The following is a 21,656-nucleotide window of genomic DNA, read 5'->3' on the forward strand; positions in this document are numbered from 1 at the left end:
AAAAAGGAGAATCAGAAAGTTCATTGATGGCTAGCTCTGTAAAGACTCTATTCCATTACTCCGCTGGGCAGACGGTGATTCACCGTCTAAATCCTGTCTCCAAGCTGCTTCTTTTGCTTTGCTTTAGCATTAGTGCTTATCTCATCGTTAATCCACTTTATAACGTGCCCTTTTTGCTGTCCTCTTTCTTGCTGTTATATCTGGGTAAGGTTCCCAAACGAGTGCTTCAGACGTTCATTATCGCTACTTTCTGGATGTGTATGCTGGCGACCCTCACCTTCACTATCTTCGGCGAGGCCCGCTATGGCCCCTCATTGTCCTTGCTGTTTTTTACGGTATACACATCTAATGTGCTCCTTGGTCTCTCCATAAGCGTCAGGTTGGGGGTGATGGCTCTCCTGAGCGCCTTATTCTTCGCTACAACAAATCAGAGGGACCTGGTGATGGGGCTACGGGCTCTCAAGTTGCCTTACCCTGTTGTTTTTGCTGTGGCTCTTGGCTTTCGCAGCCTGGCCATGTTTGCTACCGACTTTGCTACTATCCGGGAAGCCCAGCTATCGCGAGCTCTGGACCCGACAAAGGGTAATGCTATCGAGAAGGCCAGAAAAAATCTAGCTTTCGGTATTCCTCTGGTGGTCCTGGCCATTAAGCGCATGGAGACGATCGCCAGTGCCATGGAGTGCCGAGCCTTTGGCGCTGGACTACCACGTACTGACTATCACCGCATTAAATATACATTGACTGATGTACTGGTTATCGCCTCTCTATTGAGCGTCACCATCGCCGTGGCTGTGCTCAGATATGGTTTCGGAATGTTTGGCCTGGGAGTTTGAAAGGTGATCGAAGTTAAAGATCTTTGGTGGAAGTATGCAACTGGTGACTGGGCCCTATCAGGGATCGACTTAAAGGTGGAAAAAGGGGAGGTGTTGGCCATCACTGGGGCATCGGGGGCGGGCAAGACGACCCTGTGCCTCTGTCTCAATGGGCTAATTCCGCACTCTTTCCAAGGAGAATTTCGCGGAGAGGTAAGGGTGGCTGGGCTGAACACTAAGGATATCTCTCCGGGCAAGCTATCCACTCAGGTGGGCTTCGTCTTCCAGGATCCAGAGAGTCAGTTTCTGACTATGTCTGTGGAGGATGAGATCGTCTGGGGTATCGAAAATCTCGGACTGGCTCGCTCTGAGATAGAGCGGAGGATAGATTGGGTGACCGAGATCACTCGCCTGGAGGGGCTGCTTACCAGACCTCCCTACGAGCTATCCGGTGGACAGAAACAACGCGTGGCCATCGCCTCCGCCCTGGCTATGAAGCCTGAAGTACTGATTATGGACGAACCTACCAGCGAGCTCGATCCTATAGGAAGGCAAGAGGTCTTCGCTGTAATTGCTGAGCTGGAGCGCCAGGGGATGACCATTGTGTTGGTTGAGCATCATATGGAAGAGGTGGTGAAGGTAGCCGATCGACTCATCCTGATTGAGAGGGGAAGGATCGTCCGCTGTGCCGCTCCGCGTCCCTTCTTCGCCGATCTCGACTTCATCAAAAGTCGGGGGGTTATGCCCCCTCAGGTAACCGAGGTCTGTCAACACCTCACCCCTGGTCGGATTGCTCTTACTATCGAGGAGGCCCTCCCCGAGCTAGCAGAGATACAGCTCAAATTGCCTGGAAACGACCATTCCCTGAAGGGCTTTGGGGGTCCAGCTGTTGCTGTGGAAGAGGTCCGCTTCGCTTATCCCGATGGATTTGCATCCCTGAGGGGAATCGACTTGACGATAAGAGAGGGAGAATTTCTGGCTATCATTGGACAAAATGGTTCGGGAAAGACAACGCTGGTTAAACACTTTAACGGCCTGCTAAAGCCTACTAAAGGGGACATTCTGGTGATGAGCCAGAACACAGGCAAGAGAAGCACGGCCGAGCTAGCAAAGATCGTCGGCTATGTCTTCCAGAATCCGGACCATCAGATATGTAATGAAACGGTGTACAAGGAGGTTTGCTTCGGGCCACAGAACCTGGGCTTGTCGAAGGCAGAGATAGAGGGCCGCATCGACAAGTCCCTGGCTGAGGTCGGGCTGGTGAACAAGAAGGAGGAGCATCCCTTCTTCCTGAGTAAGGCTGAGCGACAAAGGCTGGCCGTAGCCTCTGTTCTGGCGATGGAACCCCCAATTTTGATCATCGATGAGCCCACCACCGGTCAGGATGCGCGGCAGAGCCGGGAGATCATGGAGCTCGTGCGGCATCTGAGAGATACGGGCAGAACCATCGTGGTCATCACCCACGATATGAAGCTAGTGGCGGAGTATTGTCAACGTACTGTGGTTATGGCCAACGGGCGCATCCTCCTGGATGGTGCTACCCGTCAAGTCTTCTCAGCGATCGATACCCTGAAACAGGCCTACATCGAACCCCCTCAGGTGACCCTTCTCGGCCAAGCCCTGGGTTTCCCGGGCATCCTAACCGTAGAGGAGTTCCTGAGCCTGGCGGAAGCCCAATCCTGAATCAAAGAAAAGAAAGGAGTAATCCTTGGAAGAGGTCGATCTGCTCATCGTTGGTGGAACGATCATCACCATGGACCCTCAGCGACGTGTTCTCAGGGAAGGGGCTATAGCCGTCGCTGGCAGCCGCATCATAGCTGTGGGCGAGGCTGATGAGCATGGGCAGGCCGTATTGATAGGTGAACAGGAGTATAGTGCTCCCAAGGTGATTCGCTGCGTTGGTAAGGCAGTTATCCCAGGCTTGGTCAATGCCCACACCCATATGTTTCAGGATTTAGGGCGGGGTCTTGGTGATGACCTGGACCTCTGGCCGTGGCTGAGTAAGTTTATGTGGCCCTTCGCTGCGGCGGTTACCTCGGATGACGCTTACGTAGCTGCCTTGCTTGCCTGCGTCGAGATGATCAAAAGCGGTACCACCTGTGTTTTGGATAACCATTATCAGCCCACTGATACGGATACGATCCTGCGCATCGGCGATGCTATGCAAACGGTGGGGATAAGGGGAGTGATCGCTCGTGGGATCAAGGGGAGACAGTCTGCCGTATCTAAAAAGATGAGGCTATCGGAGGCACTCTTCGTTTATTCTGCTGAGGAGGAGCTGGCCATAACCGAGGAATGTATCCGGGTGGTGAATTTCAGGAAGGGCAATATGGTACAGGTATGGCCAGCTCCTCTGAATATCATTTACGTGGACCAACCGCTTGTTGTCGCTTCCTATCAGCTAGCTGAGAAGTACGATGTGGGCTGTCATACGCACTGTTCTGAGGCTAAAATTGACCCGGATATTTATCTGGAGGAGTATGGACAAAGGCCCATCGAATGGCTCTATGAGGTAGGTCTCCTCTCACCGAGGATGAGCATCGCTCACGGCATCTGGCTCTCCGACCGAGAGATCGAATTGGTTGGTAAGACTCACGCCTGCATTGTGTATAACGCCGTCTGCAACGCTTACATGGCCTCTGGGGTGGCCCGCATACCGGAGCTGGTGCGAGCGGGGGCCACCGTCGCCCTCGGCAGCGATGGACCAGCCAGCAACAATAACGAGGATATGTTAGAGGTGCTTAAAACAGCTGTCCTGCTGCAGAAGGTCAGCCGTCTTGATCCCTTGGCCATCTCCGCTGAGCAGGTCTTTGAATTTGCTACCCTGGGCGGAGCACGGGCCCTTGGGCTGGAGGCGGAGATAGGCTCATTGGAACCCGGCAAGAGGGCCGATATTGTTATTGTGGATTTAGAGCAGCCTCATATTTCTCCTGTCCATCGTCCCCTCTCTTCCATCGTCTACTGTGCTAACGGCAATGATGTGCTTACGACCATTATCGATGGTGAGATAGTGATGGAGGATAGGGTGGTGAAGACAGTATCCGAGGCAGATATTGTGCGCGAGGCCCAAAGGAGAGCCGACAGTATTGTTGCTAGAGCCGGGCTAACTCACCTGCGGGCTCGTCCCTGAAACTATTATGCCCCCTTCTCCCGTCCGCCGAAGGCGGACGGGAGAAGGGGTTAGGGGGATAAGGGTATCATTTTTGACGTCTTCGTCGCCAGGAGCATCACTGAGCTACAATCTTTAATTGACAGGGAGACGCGTCCCATCGCCGGTGGCACCGACCTGATACCAGCTATGCAGCAGGGGCGTGTTTATCTCCTCCGACTGATCGATATCAGCCGCCTCAAGGAGTTGCGCTATATTCGCCAGGAGGATGGTCGTATTCGTATCGGTCCACTGACGACTCATGCTGATCTGGAACGATCATCCCTGCTCTGGCGTTGTGGTCGGGCCCTGGTTGAGGCGGCCAGCGAGGTGGCCTGTCAGCAGGTGCGCAATCGGGGCACGCTCGGTGGGAATATCGGCACTGCCTCACCGGCTGCTGACACGGTGCCTGCCCTGGTCGCTTTAGGGGCGGAGGTTACGTTGTGCGGTCGGGATGGGTCCAGGACGCTGGCTATGGAAGACGTGATGCAGGGACCGGGGAAAACGGCCCTGCGGGACGACGAGTTCATCGCTGAGATCTCCTTCCCTGCCCCACCTCCTGGCTGCGGATTATCCTTTCTAAAAGTGGGACGGCGTAACGCTATGGCCATCTCAGTGGTAAATGTAGCGGTGGGGCTGACCCTGCGAGACGGCCTCATCGCTGATGTGCGGGTAGCCGTCGGGGCCGTTGCCCCGACGGTGGTGCGCGCCTTCGCTGTAGAGGATGTGCTTCTGTGGCAGGAACCGAGCGCTCCCTTGTTGGCCACAGCCAGCGAAGCTGTTGCCACGGAGATCAGTCCTATTTCTGATGTGCGTGCATCAGCCGCTTATCGTCGCTTGGTAACTCCGCTGATGGTGCGCCGGGCACTGGAGCTGTCCTGGGAGCGAGCGCAAAGGTCCTCCCACTAGAGAAGGACGATGAGCGAGCATGTGATTCGTTTCCGATTGAATGGACAGGACGTAACAATGGCGGTGACTGGTGATACGACACTTCTCTCTTTATTACGGGAGCAACTCAACCTTACCGGTACGAAAGATGGTTGCGCCGAAGGCGACTGCGGGGCATGCACGGTCATCCTAGATGGGGAGGCCGTCAAGTCCTGCCTCGTCTTAGCTGTTCAGGTGGATGGCAGTGAGGTGACAACCGTCGAGGGTTTGGCCAGGGATGGGGTCCTGCATCGGTTGCAGCAATCGTTCATCGAGGAGGGAGCCATTCAGTGTGGTTATTGTACCCCGGGCATGCTCCTTGCAGCCAAAGCACTTCTGGATCGAGTCGCTTCCCCTACAGAAGAGGAGATTCGGCGGACCATCGCCGGTAACCTTTGTCGTTGCACCGGCTATCTAAGGATTATCCGTGCCATCCAGGCGGCAGCACAGTGACCCGCATAGCGTTTGTAGAGGAGAATAAAGTGGACACGGCCATCATTGGTCAAAGGGTATGTAGGCTGGAGGGGCGTGATAAGGCCACCGGTGCGGCCGAATATCCGGCTGATCTCAAGATGGAAGGCCTGCTTTACGGTCGGGCACTGCGTAGTGCCTATCCTCATGCGCGGATCGTCGCTATTGATACGTCTAAGGCCAAAGACTTGCCTGGTGTACATGCCGTGCTCACTGCGGCCGACATCAGCGGTCCCAACGAGTACGGACTAATCATTCGCGACCAAAGCGTTTTGGCCCGCGAGAAGGTGCGCTACCTGGGTGATGCTGTGGCTGTAGTCGCCGCCACCAGTCCCACCATAGCCGAGAGGGCGATTGGTCTGATTGATGTTCACTACGAGGAGCTGCCAGCCGTCTTCGATCCCCTGGAGGCCATGAAACCTGAGGCTCCGCAGATTCATGATAAGGGTAACATTCTCCATCAGGTTCACCTCCAGCGAGGCGATGTGGCGACTGGCTTCGCCCAGGCGGATCTGATCGTCGAATCCACCTATCGTACCCCCTTCGCTGAACACGCCTATCTCCAACCGGAGGCTGGCTTAGCCACTATTGACGAGACAGGCAAGGTTACTGTCTATGTGGCTACGCAGTGGACGCATGAAGATCGTCGTCAAATTACCCACGCTCTCGGGCTGTCCCTCGAGCAGGTAAGGGTTGTCCAGATGACTGTGGGGGGTGCCTTTGGAGGGCGCGAAGACATATCAGTGCAGATACTCCTGGCCCTATTGGCTCTTAAGACTGGGCGACCGGTAAAGATGGTCTACAGTCGCGCTGAGTCGATCCTGGCTCACACGAAGCGCCATCCGTTCCATATGCGCTATAAGACAGGTGCGACTAAGGATGGCCGGTTGATGGCGATGGAGATAGAGTTGATCGCTGATGTGGGAGCGTACGCCTCTACCAGTCCGATAGTGTTAACCACGGCCGTCACCCTGGCTACCGGGCCCTATTGTGTGGAGAACGTCAAGGTTGATGGCTATGCCGTTTACACGAATAATCCTGTTACGGCTGCTATGCGTGGCTTTGGGTCCAATCAACCGGCCTTTGCCTCCGAGCAGCAGATGAGTAAGTTAGCGGAGAAGTTAGGCATGGATCCCGTGGAGCTCCGTCATAAGAATCTCTACACCGATGGGGCGATCATGCACACTGGTCAAGTTCTGCAAGGTGGTGTGGGGGCCCGGGAGACGCTGGAAAAGGCTGTAGCGCTGGCCAAAGAACAGGGGCTGTGGGACCCCCCTCGATCTCAGCGAAGGGCTCTTTCTGCGGACATCCCGGAGCATGGGGGATCTGCGCCGCCAAAGCGGCGGGGCGTTGGACTAGCCTGTGGTTTCAAGAATGTAGGTTACAATCTGGGTTTCCGAGACAAGGCCGGCGCGGTAATCGAGCTCTATTCTGACGGGGCAGTGGTCAAGGTGGGCACGGCTGAGGTGGGGCAAGGCTCCACGACCATCCTGGCGCAGATTGCAGCCACGGAGCTGGGATTGCCTCTTGAACGGATTCAGAGGGTGGTGGGTGATACCGATATCACGCCGGATTCGGGCAGCTCCTCTGCCTCGCGTCAGACCTTCCTCTCTGGAGGGGCGGTTCGTCAGGCGGCGGTGGAGGTCAGGCAGCAGCTACTGCAGAGGGCGGCGGGGATGCTGGAGGCGGCTGTAGACGATTTGGAGATAAGCGCAGGGCTTGTCTATATTCGGGGTTCCCCAGCCCAATCGCTGTCCTTCTCTGATGTGGTGGCCAGGGTTCCTTCGCCGGAGGAGGGTGGCGAACCGATGCTGAAAGCTGAGGTGGTCTGGGAGGCTCCTCCTACAACCCCCCTCGATCCTACCGGGGTGAGCAGCACGCCCAACTTCACCTACGGCTATGGGGCACAGATCGTGGAGGTGGAGGTGGAGGTGGATACGGGGCGAGTAAATCTCCAGCGTGTGGTCGCTGCTCATGATGTAGGCAAGGCCATCAATCCGACCAATGTAGAGGGACAGATCGAGGGCGGGGTGGTAATGAGTCAGGGATATGCTCTGCTAGAGGAGTTTGTCCTAGAGAACGGTGTAACCAGGACCAACAGCCTGGCTACTTATCTTATCCCCACGGCGATGGACGCGCCACGGGAGATCTTGCCCGTCATCGTCGAATATCCTGACCCATACGGGCCATATGGGGTGAAGGGGGTTGGGGAGATGACCATGCTCCCGACGCCGGCGGCCATCACCGCGGCCATACACGATGCCATCGGTGTCTGGATCGATGAGTTACCGGTTACCCCCGAGAGAGTATTGAAGACACTGGGTCGGCTTTAGGAGATTCATTATAGATGTCGAACAAGGGGGGTTCCCAGGGGACGCCGCCCACCATCCCTGGAGGGTTTTAGGGCTCCGCCCTAGCCTCTCTTCCCCCTCTCCCGCAGAATGGGGAGTGCGGAGGGGCAAAGCCCTTCTGCTGGGGTTTGGGGTATCCCCAACATTCTATTCCCCCTTCTCCTGTCCGCCTTCGGCGGACGGGAGAAGGGGGCAAGGGGGATGAGGGCTCCCTTATCAAAAATTGACTGGAATGGCCTCGAAGGAGTATCATTGCGGCGATGGCGTCGCTTCTCATAGACTGTTGGAGGGAGTTATTGCGCCTGCGTCACTTATTCCTTGTGGCCATCATCGCTGCCTATCTTGTCCTCGCCCTGCTCTATGCCCTGAAGATCCCCAAATGGAATGCCCCCGATGAGCCGGCTCATTATAACTACATCCGCTACCTCGCTGAACACGGTGCCTTCCCTGTTCTTCAGGTGGGGGATTACGACTTCGCCTACCTGGAGAAACTGAAGGCAGCTAAATTCCCGGAGGCAATGCCTGTTGATACCATCCGCTACGAGTCCCACCAGCCTCCGCTCTATTACCTATTGGCTACCCCGCTCTTTCTGACCACGCGTCAGTTGCCCCTCGATCAACAGGTTATCGTCCTGCGCCTACTCTCGGCCCTGTTTGGGGCGCTTCTCCTGATCACTGCTTACCATATCGTTTCTCGCCTGTTCCCGGCCGATGAGTTACTCCAGGTGGCCGTGCCTGGTTTTATCGCCTTCATCCCTATGTACATCGCCACGACGGCGGCGATCGATAATGATACTCTGAGCAATCTTATTCTTTCCCTTATTATCCTCGTTTCGATAATCGCTCTCCAACGAGCGAAATGGACGACCACGGTTGGACTGGAACAAAACGATGAGGGGGAAAGGGGCCAAGCCAATCCATCACCCCTTCGGTTCTGGCTTAGTCTCGGTCTTCTCATTGGTCTGGGGTTGCTCACCAAACTGACCAGTTACATCGCTCTGCCTCTTGTAGCCTTCGCTGTCTGTTCGGTTGAATGGCCGTGGCGACCGCTGGGGCGACCGCTGGGACGCATCGTTCAGCGACTGGCTATCGTTTACGGTGCGGCTGCGGTTATTTCCGGTTGGTGGTTTGTACGGAATGCCCTGGTATATGGAGGACTTGACCTGTTTGGACTGCGACGCCACGATCTAGTGGTCGTTGGCCAGCCTCTGACGGGGCGGTTTGACCTGGCAGCGGCGAAATATTTTCTGATCGTTTTCTTCCGCAGCTTCTGGGCCCAGTTTGGCTGGATGGGTATCCTCGTTGATGAACGTATCTATCTCCTGCTGGCGGTGCTGAGCCTTCTGGCTGGGATTGGGCTCCTCCTGTTTGTGCTAAAGATCGTCCAGGTACCGCACTTGCTCACCTCGTTTCAGAAGGTGTCACTTGGACTGCTTCTCCTCAGTTTTATCCTCACCTTTGGCGGCGTGTTGCAGTACAACCTGACCTATATTCAGGCGCAGGGGCGGTATCTGTTCCCAGCCATCGTGGCTATTGGCACCTTCTTCGTGCTGGGGTTGCGCGAACTGCTGGCTGAGGAGCATCGCCCGCTCCTCTTCGGAATTCTCCTTCTCGGTCTCCTTGGACTAGATCTGCTTTGTCTCCTTCGCTTTATCGTTCCGGCCTTCGCCTCTTAGCTGTGAGATTGTTGGACTTTCATAACACCCCCAAACCCTCTTAAGGGGGTTCAAGGTGGCCCTGCGGGCTTTTTTGTGATCTGGGGCACATCCCCAGGCCCCTGCCAAAGGGGCTACGCCCCCTTGGAAACCCCGTTCAAGGTGGCCCTGCGGGCTATTTTGTTCTATTAGGGCGATACCTCCTGAAACCCCCAGCAGGAGGGCTTCGCCTCTCCGCACTCCCCATCATGAAAGAGGCTTTTTTATCTCCAAAATTTGACCCGATTCAGGACTTTGGCTATAATTATTATTGGTTTCTGGGCCGACGTAGCTCAGTGGCAGAGCAATTGTTTCGTAAACAATCGGTCGTCGGTTCGAATCCGACCGTCGGCTCCCAGATACGTTTTGTTCCGCCTTCGGATCGAAGGCGACTATCCTTTGCACATTCTCCCCATCATTTTGAACTACCCATGCTACATAGACACAGCGACCAGGTGAGAGCGGCGATAAGTTGAGGAGCTGTGCTGGACCGCTAACGCCGGCGACGCGTATCCCTCTAAAGAGGTGATCATCGTGGCAGGTGGGGAAAGAGAATCGCTGAAACAGAAAACGAATCTCTGGGCCAGGTTCCGCATCACCCCTGTAGTCAAGGGCAGTATACAGCAGGAAATCGTCGCGCTGGTTGCCTTCACCCTTCTGCTGCTCATCGGTTGGCTGGATTACAGCAGACAGTCACCTGTAACCTTCTGGATACTCTATCTTGTCCCGATTATAGGTGTGAGTATTTATGGACGATTGCTGCTCGCCGTCTCCTTCACCGTTTTTGCTGCTATCGTCTCCCTGCTGGCTGACCTGCTCTCTACCCCTGATCCGAGCCTATACATTTATGATTATTGGGAAGCATTCATCCGTTTACTGATCTGGGGCGTCGCTGCCATCGCCATATGCCGCTTAGCTCAAAGCAACAAGGCGCTGCGTGAATACCAGGAGGCGTTAGAGCAGGAACATCAGAAGGTACATGAATTGGCGCGTACGGATGAGCTAACTGGTCTATTTAACCTTCGCTATCTAAACGAGCGCATCAATGAGGAGATCGGACGGTCATGCCGCTTTGCTCATCCCTTAGCGGTCTTGATGATCGACGTGGACAACCTCAAGGGTGTTAACGATACCTATGGTCATGCTGAGGGTGATCGTCTCCTGAGGGAGATAGCACGGACCTTACGCGCTGCTGTGCGCAGTGTTGATGTCGTGGCCAGGGTCGGCGGCGACGAATTCGTGATAATCCTCCCGGAGACAGGGGCGCAGGGGGCCCGGGCTGTTGCTGAGCGCATCCTCGGGCTGGTTAGGGATAGGGTGAAGTTGTTCGATACTATTGTGCCCACCGTCAGCATCGGCCTGGCCTCCTATGAGCGGGTGATTCAGAGCGGAGAGGGCTTGATTAAAGCGGCTGATGAGGCCCTGTACCAGGCCAAGAGGGCCGGTAGAGGGCAATTTCGCGAGGTGAGTATGGTTCAAGAGGTGGGCACAGAAGGCTGTTACGGCTGAGCAGAGGAGCTCGCCAAATTACTCCAGACCGAGTCCTAGGTTGTGCACTATACAGTGCTCCTTCGATATTACTGGGGTTGAAGATCGCTGGGGTGACCTATTCCTTGCGATATGGCTCCAGGAGTTTGACCATCTCCGGGTCATCGGGGAAGGCCTCGGCTGTCAAGGTGAGCATCTTCCCCTCGTAGTTTGTGACCTTGCCCGCCCCATCTATGTGCAGATGGAGCACGCTCAATTGCTCCCCAAATCTACCATCCTGCACCAGGAGCGTTTCAGCGCCCTCCACCTTAGCTGGAGGCTGCGGTAAGCCCAGCATGGCCGAGCCGACGATCACGGTGATCCCGGGAACCTCCTTGGCTATCTTCTTATCGAGCTCTGGCCCCAGGTGGGAGAGAAGAATGATGATATTGGTTTCCCGCTTCACCTCGGCCACATATTCCTTAGCCATGGCCAGGATATCCAGGCTGCTCACCCCGCGGGCCTCGGGGGCGGTGGGAGATGGCCTGGTCAGGTCGGTCAACCCGATGATGGCCACCTTGCGTCCGCCTATCCTCATGATCTTGTAAGGTTGAGCGACCAGTTCGTTGGTACCGGTCTTAACGACGTTGGCCGAGAGGAAGGGGAAGGCGGCTTCCTTGGCCCGAGCCTGCACGACCTCGGGCCCGAGCTGGAAATCTTGATCCCCCAGTGTCATGGCATCGTACTTAAGTAGATTCATGGCCGCGACGATGACCCTGCCCTGGGTGCGGTTAGCGATGGGTTGTCCGAGTAGGGTGTTGCCAGCATCGAGGAGCAATACGTTACCACCCTGCGCCCGTTCTTGTCTTATCGCGGTGGCCCGCCGGGCCAGACCTCCCTTAGTGACCACTCAGCCGCACGGATCGATATATCCATTGGTATCGCTGCTGTGGATGATGGTTAGCTCGATCGGCTGAGGTGGAGTAACACCACTACAACCGCTCAAAGTGGGGATGAGCAAGGATGGCAGGATAGCGGCGATCAGCCAGATGCTTTTCATAGCGAACTCCAAAGCTGATAAATTTCTTGGTAGCCTCTGAAAGAGACGAACCTTCCCGGGGGCTATGCAGGGATTTCCCTGTTGGGCTGTCCTCAGTCAGCAGTATATCACCTCGCCCAGAGCTGTCAAGGTTGCAGGGGAGAAGGGCTGAGTGTGAGCTATGGCACCTTTACGCTCGGGGTAGGAATCCCCTGTCAGGCGGTTTTGGTGATCAGTTCCCGCTCTGGCAGAAGGCGACGGAGGAACTGCCCGGTGTACGAATGGGGCATCGCGGCGACCTCTTCCGGCGTCCCCTCCGCAATGACCCAGCCGCCAGCCTCACCGCCCTCCGGTCCCAGGTCGATGATCCAATCGGCGGTCTTAATCACATCGAGGTTATGCTCGATGACAAGCACACTATTACCGGCATCGACGAGACGCTCTAAGACTTGAAGGAGCTTCTCTACGTCGGCGAAATGAAGGCCGGTCGTCGGCTCATCCAAGATATACAAGGTGCGGCCTGTGGCACGCCGGGAGAGTTCTGTAGACAATTTCACACGCTGCGCCTCGCCACCGGAGAGGGTGGTGGCTGGCTGACCCAGTCTGATGTAACCTAGTCCCACATTGCTCAGGGTGGCCAGCTTGTTCTGGATGACAGGGATGTGCTCAAAAGACTTCAAGGCCTCATCCACCGTCATCTCTAACACATCAGCGATCGATTTGCCCTTATAGCGAATCTCCAAGGCCTCTCGGTTGTAACGCTTACCCTTACAAACCTCACAGGGCACATAGACATCGGGCAGGAACTGCATCTCTATTTGGATGATTCCCTCTCCCTGGCAGGCCTCGCAGCGGCCCCCTTTTACGTTGAAGGAGAACCGCCCCGGTTGATAACCGCGCATCCTCGCCTCTGGCACAGCGGCAAAGAGTTCGCGGATGGGCGTAAATACCCCCGTATAGGTGGCTGGATTCGAGCGTGGCGTGCGTCCGATGGGGGATTGATCGATGTTGACCACCTTATCCAGGTTCTCCAGTCCAATAACACCATCGTGATCGCCAGGCTTATCCCTGGCACGATAGAGTATTTGAGCCAGGCGTTTGTACAGGATATCATCGACGAGGGTACTTTTGCCGGAACCGGAGACGCCAGTGACACAGACGAACTTGCCCAAGGGGATATGGACGTCAACGTTCTTCAGGTTATGTTCTCTTGCCCCCTTGATGATCAGTTTTTTGCCGTTGCCGCTGCGACGTCGTGGAGGCACGGCTATCTTCCGTTCGCCACGCAGATATTGACCGGTGATGGAACGTGGGCAGTTCATTATGTCCTGGAGTGTACCAGCGGCTACGACCTCGCCACCGTGTTCGCCGGCGCCGGGTCCAATATCGATGATGTAGTCAGACGAGCGGATCGTTTCCTCATCGTGTTCGATCACCAGTACTGTATTCCCAATATCGCGCAGGCGCTTCAATGTATTGATGAGGCGTCGGTTATCGCGTTGGTGAAGCCCGATGCTGGGCTCATCCAGGATGTAGAGTACGCCCATCAAACTGCTGCCGATCTGTGTGGCTAAACGAATACGCTGGGCCTCTCCACCGGAAAGCGTCCCAGCCGCCCGGTCGATGGTGAGGTACTCCAGCCCGACGTCCAGTAGGAAGCCGAGGCGAGCGCGAATCTCCTTGATGACCTGCTTGGCGATGAGGCGCTCTCGTTCACTCAGTTGGGGCTCGAGGGTCTCAAACCAGCGCATCGCCTCGGTCACCGATAGGCGCGTGACGTCCACAATCGATTTGCCGGCGATGGTCACAGCGAGGCTCTCGGGCTTCAAGCGGGCGCCATTGCAGGCTGGACAGGGGCGCCCAGACATATAGCGCTCGATCTCGCTGCGGATATAGTCGGAATCCGTCTCCCGATAACGGCGTTCAAGGTTGGGGATGACCCCTTCAAAGGTCGTCTCGTACTCGTGCATCCGGCCATACCTGTTCTCGTGTCTGAGTCTGATAGTTGTTCCTCTGGAGCCATACAGTAAAATGTTCAGCTGCTCCTGGCTGAGGTTCTTCGCCGGAACGTGCATCGAGAAGCCGTAATGTCGGGCAACTGCCCCCAGCATGTGGGCGAAGTAAGTGTTGTTGGCGCTAGCTCTGCTCCAGGGTTGAATAGCTCCCTCCGCTAGCGTCAGTTCCTTGTTAGGAATGACCAGTTCGGGATCGATCTCCATAGTTATGCCCAGGCCGGTGCAGGTCCGACAAGCACCGTGTGGGCTATTGAAGGAGAAGGTGCGTGGGGCGATCTCGCCCAGGCTAATCCCGCAATGGACACAGGCGAAATGCTCCGAGAAGAGCAGTTCTGGCCCATCGATGATGGAGATAAGTACGACGCCGCCTCCCAGTTTAAGGGCTGTCTCCACTGAATCGGCCAGGCGGCCGGTATCAGGATTGACCCCTCGCCCGTTCTCATCCTCGGCGGTCTTCCTGATAACGAGACGGTCCACAACCACATCGATGGTATGTTTCTTATTCTTATCCATCTCGATCTCCTCACTGATGTCGTAGATGCGGCCATCTATTCGCACGCGCACGTAGCCGCTCTTGCGGACATCCTCGAGGACCTGCTGGTGTTCACCTTTGCGGTCACGGACAAGGGGGGCCATGATCATAATGCGGCTGCCCTCTGACAGTCCAAGGATGGTATCAACGATCTGTTGCACCGTCTGTTGGCTGATCTCACGCCCGCACTTGGGGCAGTGGGGATGTCCGACACGGGCAAATAACAGGCGTAGATAATCATAGGTCTCGGTCACCGTGCCCACCGTTGAGCGAGGGTTATGACTGACACCCTTTTGGTCGATGGAGATGGCCGGAGATAGCCCCTCGATATAGTCAACGTCGGGCTTCTCCATCTGTCCCAAGAACTGGCGGGCGTAGGCTGATAACGATTCCACATAGCGTCGCTGTCCCTCAGCGTAGATGGTGTCAAAGGCCAGGCTTGATTTCCCCGAGCCGGAGAGCCCTGTGATGACGACGAATTTATCGCGAGGGATAACGACGTCGATATTCTTCAGATTATGCTCTCGTGCCCCGTGAACGATGATCTTATCTTGAGGCATAGTCCCCTATACCAGACTCTTTCGTAGCTCGATGATTTGATCCCGTAAGAGTGCTGCCCGCTCAAATTCGAGGTCTCTGGCGGCACTCTTCATTTGCGCTTCGAGGTCTTTGATCAAGCGTGCCAGCTCGTCTCGTGGGATCTCTCCGCCGGTGGCATACGTGGCGCGGCTCTCGGCCACGGCCTTGACGCGGTCGGTGATGTCCCTGATTGCCTTCCTGATGCCGACTGGTGTGATGCCGTGTCGCTCGTTGTACTCCATCTGGACCTTGCGGCGGCGGTAGGTTTCCTCGATCGCTCGCCGCATGGAATCGGTCACTACATCAGCGTACATAATTACATGTCCATCAATGTGGCGGGCCGCTCGTCCAATGGTTTGGATCAGGGCACTCTCCGAACGCAGGTAACCCTCCTTATCAGCGTCGAGGATGGCTATCAGAGAGACCTCTGGGAGGTCCAACCCTTCGCGCAGCAGGTTGATGCCAACGACGACATCATAGACGCCTAACCGCAGGTCGCGCAGGATCTCCACCCGTTCCAGGGTCTCGATCTCAGAGTGGAGATAGTGTACCTTTATGCCCATCTCCCGCAGATACTCGGCCAGGGCCTCGGCCATCCGTTTGGTCAGCGTTGTGATCAGGGCCCTCTCGCCTCGATTCACCCGCTTGTTGATTTCGCTGAGAAGGTCGTCGATCTGTCCCTGGGTTGGCTTGACCTCGATGCTGGGGTCAATCACGCCGGTGGGACGAATCAGCTGCTCGACCACTTGCTGGCTGTGTTCCAGTTCATAAGGTCCTGGCGTAGCCGATACATAGATCACCTGGTTGATATGCCGCTCAAACTCAGGGAAGGTCAGGGGGCGGTTATCCAAAGCGGAGGGCAAGCGAAAGCCATACTCAACGAGAACCTCTTTTCGCGAGCGGTCGCCGTGATACATCCCTCGCACCTGGGGGAGCGACATGTGTGATTCATCGATGAACATAAGGAAGTCATCGGGGAAATAATCCAGTAACGTCCATGGACGGCTGCCTGGGGGGCGTCGAGCAAGGTGACGGGAGTAGTTCTCAATACCAGCGCAGATGCCCGTTTCCCGTAGCATCTCCAGGTCGAACTCAGTCCGTTGCTTGAGACGAGCTGCTTCCAGGAGCTTACCCTGGCTTTCCAGCCATTGTACCCGTTCGGCGAGCTCCTGCTCAATATCGGTCATGGCGGCCAGCAGCTTCTCTCGCGGGGTTACGAAGTGCTTGGCCGGATAGATGACCACCTGTGTTCGCTCGGCCAAAATCTCGCCAGTGAGTGGGTCGATCTCCACGATGCGCTCGATCTCATCCCCCCAAAACTCGACACGAACGGCCAGCTCCTCGTAGGCTGGGCGGATCTCCAGGGTATCGCCGCGCACGCGGAACTTGCCCCGGGTGAAGTTGATATCATTGCGCTCATAATGGATATCGGTGAGGAAGCGCAGGATTTTGTCCCGATTGCGCCTCTCGCCTTTGGTCAGGGTTATGGTGGTCAAGTTATACTCTTCTGGTGGTCCGAGGCTGTAGATGCAGGAGACGGAGGCAACGATAACCACATCGCGGCGGGTGAAGAGGGCCCGTGTTGCGGCGTGTCGTAGGCGATCAATCTCGTCATTCATTGACGAGTCCTTCTCAATATAGGTATCGGTGCGTGGGATGTAGGCCTCTGGTTGATAGTAGTCATAGTAGGAGACAAAGTATTCGGCGGCATTTTCGGGCAGAAATTCCTTAAACTCGGTGTAGAGTTGGGCGGCCAAAGTCTTATTGTGGGCCAGGACCAGGGTCGGGCGTTGCACTTGGGCAATGACATTGGCCATAGTGAAGGTTTTGCCTGAGCCTGTCACCCCCAGGAGAGTTTGGTCCTTGTAGCCACGTCTTAGTCCGTCCACCAGATTGGCGATGGCTTCCGGTTGATCACCGGTGGGCTTAAAATCAGAAACGATTTTGAGCTCTGGCACAGTTGCCCCCAGCGCTTTTTGCGATTAAAATGGCTAATTGGGCTTCTTTTTATTATACCCCAATAACCCATTTTTGTGTAGTATCAGGGGGTGCGAAAAACGAGATGATCGACCTGCGGAGTGATACAGTTACCCTACCCACAGCGGCCATGCGTGAGGCGATGTATCGGGCCGAACTGGGGGATGATGTCTTTGGTGAGGATCCTACCGTTAATCGCTTAGAGGAGATGGCCGCTGCTATGATGGGCAAGGAGCGAGCCCTCCTGGTGACCAGTGGGACGATGGGCAATCTGGTGGGAGTGCTCTCACATTGCCAACGTGGCGATGAGATCATCGTCGGCGACCAATCCCATGTCCTTCATTATGAGGTAGGGGGCTGCGCGGCCCTAGGTGGACTTTTGTTGCGTGCTCTACCCAATGTCAACGGTGGACTCGATGCGGCGATGGTGGAAGCGGCCATCCGTGGACTGGACATCCACGCTCCCCGTACAGCTCTGCTCTGTCTGGAGAATACGCATAATCGTTGTGGGGGAGCTGTCCTCACTGTAGGACAAACGCGAGAGCTCTGCGGCGTGGCCAAGCGGCACGGCCTAATGGTCCATTTGGATGGCGCCCGCATCTTCAATGCGGCAGTCTACCTGGGTGTACCGACCGAGAATCTTGTGGCTGAGGTAGATTCAGTTACCTTCTGTCTCTCTAAGGGGCTGGCCGCTCCTGTGGGCTCCCTCCTCTGTGGAACCGAGGAGTACATCCAACGCGCTCGCAAATACCGCAAGATGGTCGGTGGAGGTATGCGTCAGGCTGGGATTATCGCTGCGGCCGGCATCGTGGCCCTGGAACAGATGATCGACCGTCTGGCTGAGGATCATCAAAATGCCCGACTGTTGGCCGAGGGCTTGGCCGAGATAGAAGGGATTTCGCTCGATCCGACCACCGTCCAAACGAACATCATCGCCTTCCACATAACCGAGAGGATTACGGTAGCCGACCTTCTGACCCGCCTGGCTGCTGAGGGGGTGAGGGGTGTGCCCTTTGGTCCCCAAAGGGTCAGATTTGTCACCCATTATGGAATCACTGTAAAGCACGTTCAACAGGCCATCATGGCTGTGCGGCGGGTCTTAAAGGCGTGACGCATCACCGCTTGGGCAGCAGAGCCCAGTGGACCTATACAGCCCCTTATTTATAGCTGACGTGGAAGCCAGGCTCTTTGATACTACTTTGTGGACTGGGCAACTGCGTCTGCTGTTCGGCCGTGTGGGTCACGCTCACAGGGGTAGATGAGACCTGGGTCTAGGAACCCAGCGAAATAGGCACTCCATATTTAGGAACGACTATGGAGATGCCGGCTCCCCTAACCTTTTGCTGAAAGTACTTTATGCCACGTTCTTCGGTGTGGATAGGTATCAGAATAACCGGCCTGATCTCGTTGATTAGCTCCACCAGGCTCTGTCCGTCAGCGTGGCCAGAGGCATGCAGACCTCGCTCCCCCTGTGGTACCTCCCAGTGAAGCTCTTCCAAAGGCAGACCTGCATGGCGCATGCTGAAGTATTCTACCCAGGCCCGCAGACGTCGGAAGTCCATCTGGATCTCCTCGTCGAAGGCTTCGTGAGAAGAGTACAGGTATAGGCTTCCGCGGTGAGGTCGCAACGTTGGCAGGTCATTAATGTCGTAGAAACTGAAGCAGAGGATATATTGATCCTGCTGTGCGTGTATCTGGGCGGGGGTAACCAGCCGGTGCTGGCACTCCTGCCGAATGTTCTTCTCCCACCGTTCGATGGTGAGCTTGGGCTCTTCGTAAACATGGATATTACTAGCCTCGCTGACCGAAGGAATAGCAGGGTCTATCAGGTGAGCTGTTTTTAAGAGGTAGGCATCCTTAGGCAGCACTACGAGAGCCCGTCCTGTCTCCCGAGCGATCTGTGCAAAGATCCGCAGCCTTTCGATGTTCCGCGGACCAAAGTCAGCCGCAACCAAACCTCGGGCCTGATGCACCTCGTCAAGGGCACGTTCTAACACGTCTTGCTCAGTATAGTTCGGGTCTCCCTCCCGCTCCAGGTCTGCTCGAGTGCCTTCACACAGGAGAGCCAGTGGCTTGAGTGCCCTCAACTCCTCAGCAAAGTGATGACTCAATTGCCCTTTTGTGCCGTGAAGCCGGATATCTCCGCTGTAGGCTACCCAGCCAGCGGAGGTCCTTACGGCGAAGGCCGAGGCTCCTGGGATGGAGTGGTCGACCGAAAAGCAGCGCACCTCCAGCCCAGCGATATCCGTGGCGGGCTGGAGGTCGATAGAGGTCAAGGCTCTGCTACCTGGTGTCTCCACCCAGAAGGCGTGGGCTTCGGGTGAGAGGCTGGAGTGCTCGAACACTCGAAAAAGCCGCTGCTGAGCGGGTATCCTTCTTTCAGCCTGGATGAGGGCCCCGATTCGTTGCTTGGGGATTGTGTAGACTACCTCGCTCTCGAAATCGCTGCGTCCGCTGTCCTGGATGGCTTTAGCGATAAAGGCTGTCATAGCGCTAGTGTACACAGGCACGTCCTCACGTACAAAAGAGAGATAGCCCGTGTGGTCCAGATGAGCGTGGGAAAGCAACACGCCGTGGATTTGGACATCTTGTAGGTCCCGAAACCCGGCTGATCCTTGAATGTTATCCCAGAGATCTGGCACTGCCTGCTCCAGGTCCGCGCGGTAGAGACCACGCAAGGGTGGCAGCAGTCCCATGGTCAATGGGTCCAGCAGGCCAAACCCTGGGCGTGGCTTCAGGTACTCTTCGTAGAAGCGGCCTCGTTCGTGGAAGGGAATCCCGAAATCGAAGAATATTCTGACCTCCCCATCTTCCAGGAGGAACTGGTTGCCCCCAATCTGGCCGACGCCGCCATAGCAAGTCAGTTTCATGCTAAGATCTCACGCTGCACCACTGACAATGCCTGCCCAAAGTAGTCAGTCACGATGTAGTATACCACGCCATTGTGCACCAGGGCCATAAGCCCCTCCAGGGCATAATAGTACTTGGTTACCACCTCAGAACGATGCTATTGGGCTGACCACATCTAGTCCAGGAACCTGAACGTGCGCACCATCCGCTCGAAGGCCTCCAGGTAGTGGTCGTAGTCCTCCCCAGCCGCACCGTACTCCAACTCGTAGACATGGGTGCCATGAAGGGCCAGAATGATGCTCCCCCTTACCGTCACCTTCGGACCTCCGTGAAGGCCGCCGGGGACGACATGAGAATACTCGAAGGTCCTGGCTATATGCCCATCAAGGGGAACCGTACCCTCACGATACAGCTGCTCATACTCGAAGTCCTTGGATAGCTCGATATCCTCCTTGATGAAGCTCCTCTCCCTCTCTATGTACCACTCCAGGGAGGCATAGCTGTCACCCTGGTTCCCCAGGGCATACGCCGTCACCCAAAGACCGGCGCTCCGGGTATCGCTGGGATTCCTCGGCCCGAAGGCGCACATCACCCAGTACTTGGTCATCCCCTTGCCCGGGATATCGGCTTCCCTCGCCGCTGTATTTATCTCCCAGTTGCGAGGGTATTCAAAGGAGAAGGACGGCCAACCCCGAGGGGACTGGAAGAGGGTATATCCCTGAATGCCACGGATTTCAAAGAGGGATCTCCCCACACCAGTGTAGCGCGCATAGAGTTTGATCCAGTCCAAGGAGATGTAGATAAGCAATCCAGTAAGGCCCATCGCCAGGATGAGCGTGAGAAGGCAAAAGCGCCATCTCCACAGCCATCCATCTTTCCTCACAGTATGCCCCCTAACCCCCGCTGGAGGATGCAAGGATGCTCAGCCAGGCACACTACCATCTCAGCCACCACATCGTACGCTGGATCGCCTCGATCAATGCCCCCTCGCCTCTGTCCACCCGTTTCGCCCACCAGTCCTGATCATGGAAGTCGCGTTTCTTCAACTCACCCCACACAGCCCGCCCAACCTTGAAGGCACCCATCTCCTCAGCGATCGAATCTGGTGGGATAAACCAGATGGCCCGCCCGCTCTGGACATCAACGTGCACCGCCTCGTGCGCCAGCAGGGCGGCCAGGGCTTCGACGGGCGTACCACCTGCCCACCCCGCGTACAGTGGGTCGATCTCGATGTCGGTGCCACCCCTTGTCCAGGCTGAGGCGTTGCCAAAGGGGTCACCAAACCGTATGGTGGTGCCTCGTTGATGAAGCAAAGCGGCCTGGCCAGAGCCCATCTTGGAGCGGATCAGCATAGACAGTGCTGCGGAGATGAACAGCCTCTCGGGAAGAGAGCCCTTGGCCCCGCCGAATATCCCCTCAGAGGGGCTCCAGCCATAGCCCCTGGCCATCCCATAGGCCTTCCAATCCTCCTCCGTCCAGGCACCCCCAGGTCCAGAGCCGGGATTGCGCAGGGAGAACTCCCGATCTCGCCGGTCCTCCTCAGTGGGATAGCGCCCGTGGATGAGACGAAACTCCTCCGCCCAAGGGTCAGGATCCCACGGGTAGTGGCCGGTTGGGTCGGAATACTTGACAGGGTTGTTATATCCGTAACTATAGCGGTTCAGGCTCTGCGGGTTCTTGTAGTCGGGCACGATCGTATCCGCACTGAGGAAGCGCCCCAGGCTGGGGTCATAGGCCCTTGAGCCGTACCAGTAGAAACTGCTCAGCTCGTCCCAGGTCTGAGCGGTATAGGCC

General features: G+C 56.3%; 16 protein-coding genes and 1 tRNA gene. 10 read left to right on the forward strand and 7 right to left on the reverse strand.

Features of this window, described 5'->3' with window-relative positions:
• Positions 1–26: 26 nt before the first annotated feature.
• The 9 genes from M1136_10925 to M1136_10965 all read left to right on the forward strand — a co-directional run bounded on the left by M1136_10925 (position 27) and on the right by M1136_10965 (position 10,912).
• Positions 27–833, forward strand: coding sequence for an energy-coupling factor transporter transmembrane protein EcfT (locus M1136_10925; protein MCL5076139.1), 807 nt, complete (start codon positions 27–29; stop codon positions 831–833).
• A gap of 3 nt (positions 834–836) precedes the next feature.
• Entirely contained in the window at positions 837–2,495 is a 1,659-nt protein-coding gene (locus tag M1136_10930; protein MCL5076140.1) for an energy-coupling factor ABC transporter ATP-binding protein, read from the forward strand.
• 25 nt (positions 2,496–2,520) lie between these two features.
• Positions 2,521–3,942, forward strand: coding sequence for an amidohydrolase (locus M1136_10935; GenBank protein ID MCL5076141.1), 1,422 nt, complete (start codon positions 2,521–2,523; stop codon positions 3,940–3,942).
• Positions 3,943–4,059: 117 nt separating this feature from the next.
• Positions 4,060–4,869: a xanthine dehydrogenase family protein subunit M gene (locus tag M1136_10940; protein ID MCL5076142.1), complete on the forward strand. Its 810-nt coding sequence runs from the start codon at positions 4,060–4,062 to the stop codon at positions 4,867–4,869.
• 57 nt (positions 4,870–4,926) lie between these two features.
• Entirely contained in the window at positions 4,927–5,340 is a 414-nt protein-coding gene (locus M1136_10945; GenBank protein MCL5076143.1) for a (2Fe-2S)-binding protein, read from the forward strand.
• Positions 5,337–7,691 carry a molybdopterin-dependent oxidoreductase gene (locus tag M1136_10950; protein ID MCL5076144.1) on the forward strand — a complete coding sequence of 785 codons (2,355 nt, stop codon included), beginning with the start codon at positions 5,337–5,339 and terminating at the stop codon, positions 7,689–7,691. Before M1136_10945 ends, M1136_10950 begins: the two co-directional genes overlap by 4 nt.
• A 278-nt stretch (positions 7,692–7,969) precedes the next feature.
• Positions 7,970–9,385, forward strand: coding sequence for a hypothetical protein (locus M1136_10955; protein ID MCL5076145.1), 1,416 nt, complete (start codon positions 7,970–7,972; stop codon positions 9,383–9,385).
• A 300-nt stretch (positions 9,386–9,685) separates the two neighbouring features.
• Positions 9,686–9,757, forward strand: a tRNA-Thr gene (locus M1136_10960).
• A gap of 180 nt (positions 9,758–9,937) precedes the next feature.
• Entirely contained in the window at positions 9,938–10,912 is a 975-nt protein-coding gene (locus M1136_10965) for a GGDEF domain-containing protein (GenBank protein ID MCL5076146.1), read from the forward strand.
• Between the two features lie 97 nt (positions 10,913–11,009).
• Here M1136_10965 and M1136_10970 read toward each other — a convergent pair whose 3' ends face one another.
• The 4 genes from M1136_10970 to uvrB all read right to left on the reverse strand — a co-directional run bounded on the left by M1136_10970 (position 11,010) and on the right by uvrB (position 16,993).
• Complete coding sequence (locus tag M1136_10970; GenBank protein MCL5076147.1) at positions 11,010–11,780, reverse strand: bifunctional metallophosphatase/5'-nucleotidase; 771 nt, start codon at positions 11,778–11,780, stop codon at positions 11,010–11,012.
• The gene (locus M1136_10975; GenBank protein MCL5076148.1) at positions 11,781–11,930 is read right to left on the reverse strand and encodes a hypothetical protein; all 150 of its coding nucleotides are present in this window, start codon (positions 11,928–11,930) and stop codon (positions 11,781–11,783) included.
• Between the two features lie 194 nt (positions 11,931–12,124).
• Entirely contained in the window at positions 12,125–15,016 is a 2,892-nt protein-coding gene (gene uvrA / locus M1136_10980) for an excinuclease ABC subunit UvrA (GenBank protein ID MCL5076149.1), read from the reverse strand.
• 6 nt (positions 15,017–15,022) lie between these two features.
• A complete protein-coding gene (gene uvrB / locus M1136_10985) occupies positions 15,023–16,993 on the reverse strand; it encodes an excinuclease ABC subunit UvrB (protein MCL5076150.1) in 1,971 nt (656 codons plus the stop codon).
• A gap of 104 nt (positions 16,994–17,097) precedes the next feature.
• Between uvrB and ltaE the strand changes: the two genes are divergently transcribed.
• Positions 17,098–18,123 carry a low-specificity L-threonine aldolase gene (gene ltaE, locus M1136_10990; protein MCL5076151.1) on the forward strand — a complete coding sequence of 342 codons (1,026 nt, stop codon included), beginning with the start codon at positions 17,098–17,100 and terminating at the stop codon, positions 18,121–18,123.
• A 160-nt stretch (positions 18,124–18,283) separates the two neighbouring features.
• Here the strand turns inward: ltaE and M1136_10995 are convergent, their stop codons facing one another.
• The 3 genes from M1136_10995 to M1136_11005 form a co-directional block, all read right to left on the reverse strand.
• Positions 18,284–19,882: an exonuclease gene (locus M1136_10995; GenBank protein ID MCL5076152.1), complete on the reverse strand. Its 1,599-nt coding sequence runs from the start codon at positions 19,880–19,882 to the stop codon at positions 18,284–18,286.
• A gap of 155 nt (positions 19,883–20,037) precedes the next feature.
• Positions 20,038–20,745: a hypothetical protein gene (locus M1136_11000; GenBank protein ID MCL5076153.1), complete on the reverse strand. Its 708-nt coding sequence runs from the start codon at positions 20,743–20,745 to the stop codon at positions 20,038–20,040.
• Positions 20,746–20,797: 52 nt separating this feature from the next.
• Positions 20,798–21,656 (reverse strand): RHS repeat-associated core domain-containing protein (locus tag M1136_11005; GenBank protein ID MCL5076154.1); only part of this gene is annotated, 859 nt, incomplete at its 5' end.

Source organism: Chloroflexota bacterium, assembly GCA_023475225.1.
In the GTDB taxonomy this organism is placed as follows: Bacteria; Chloroflexota; UBA6077; order FW602-bin22; family JAMCVK01; genus JAMCVK01.

What these genes read in the sequence shown, in the direction of transcription:
- M1136_10945 (MCL5076143.1), top strand. Translation starts at nt 4,927, where the DNA reads ATGGCGGTGACTGGTGATACGACACTTCTCTCTTTATTACGGGAGCAA.
- M1136_10955 (MCL5076145.1), top strand. Translation starts at nt 7,970, where the DNA reads ATGGCGTCGCTTCTCATAGACTGTTGGAGGGAGTTATTGCGCCTGCGT.
- M1136_10995 (MCL5076152.1), bottom strand. Translation starts at nt 19,882, where the DNA reads ATGAAACTGACTTGCTATGGCGGCGTCGGCCAGATTGGGGGCAACCAG.
- ltaE (MCL5076151.1), top strand. Translation starts at nt 17,098, where the DNA reads ATGATCGACCTGCGGAGTGATACAGTTACCCTACCCACAGCGGCCATG.
- M1136_10975 (MCL5076148.1), bottom strand. Translation starts at nt 11,930, where the DNA reads ATGAAAAGCATCTGGCTGATCGCCGCTATCCTGCCATCCTTGCTCATC.
- M1136_10925 (MCL5076139.1), top strand. Translation starts at nt 27, where the DNA reads ATGGCTAGCTCTGTAAAGACTCTATTCCATTACTCCGCTGGGCAGACG.
- uvrA (MCL5076149.1), bottom strand. Translation starts at nt 15,016, where the DNA reads ATGCCTCAAGATAAGATCATCGTTCACGGGGCACGAGAGCATAATCTG.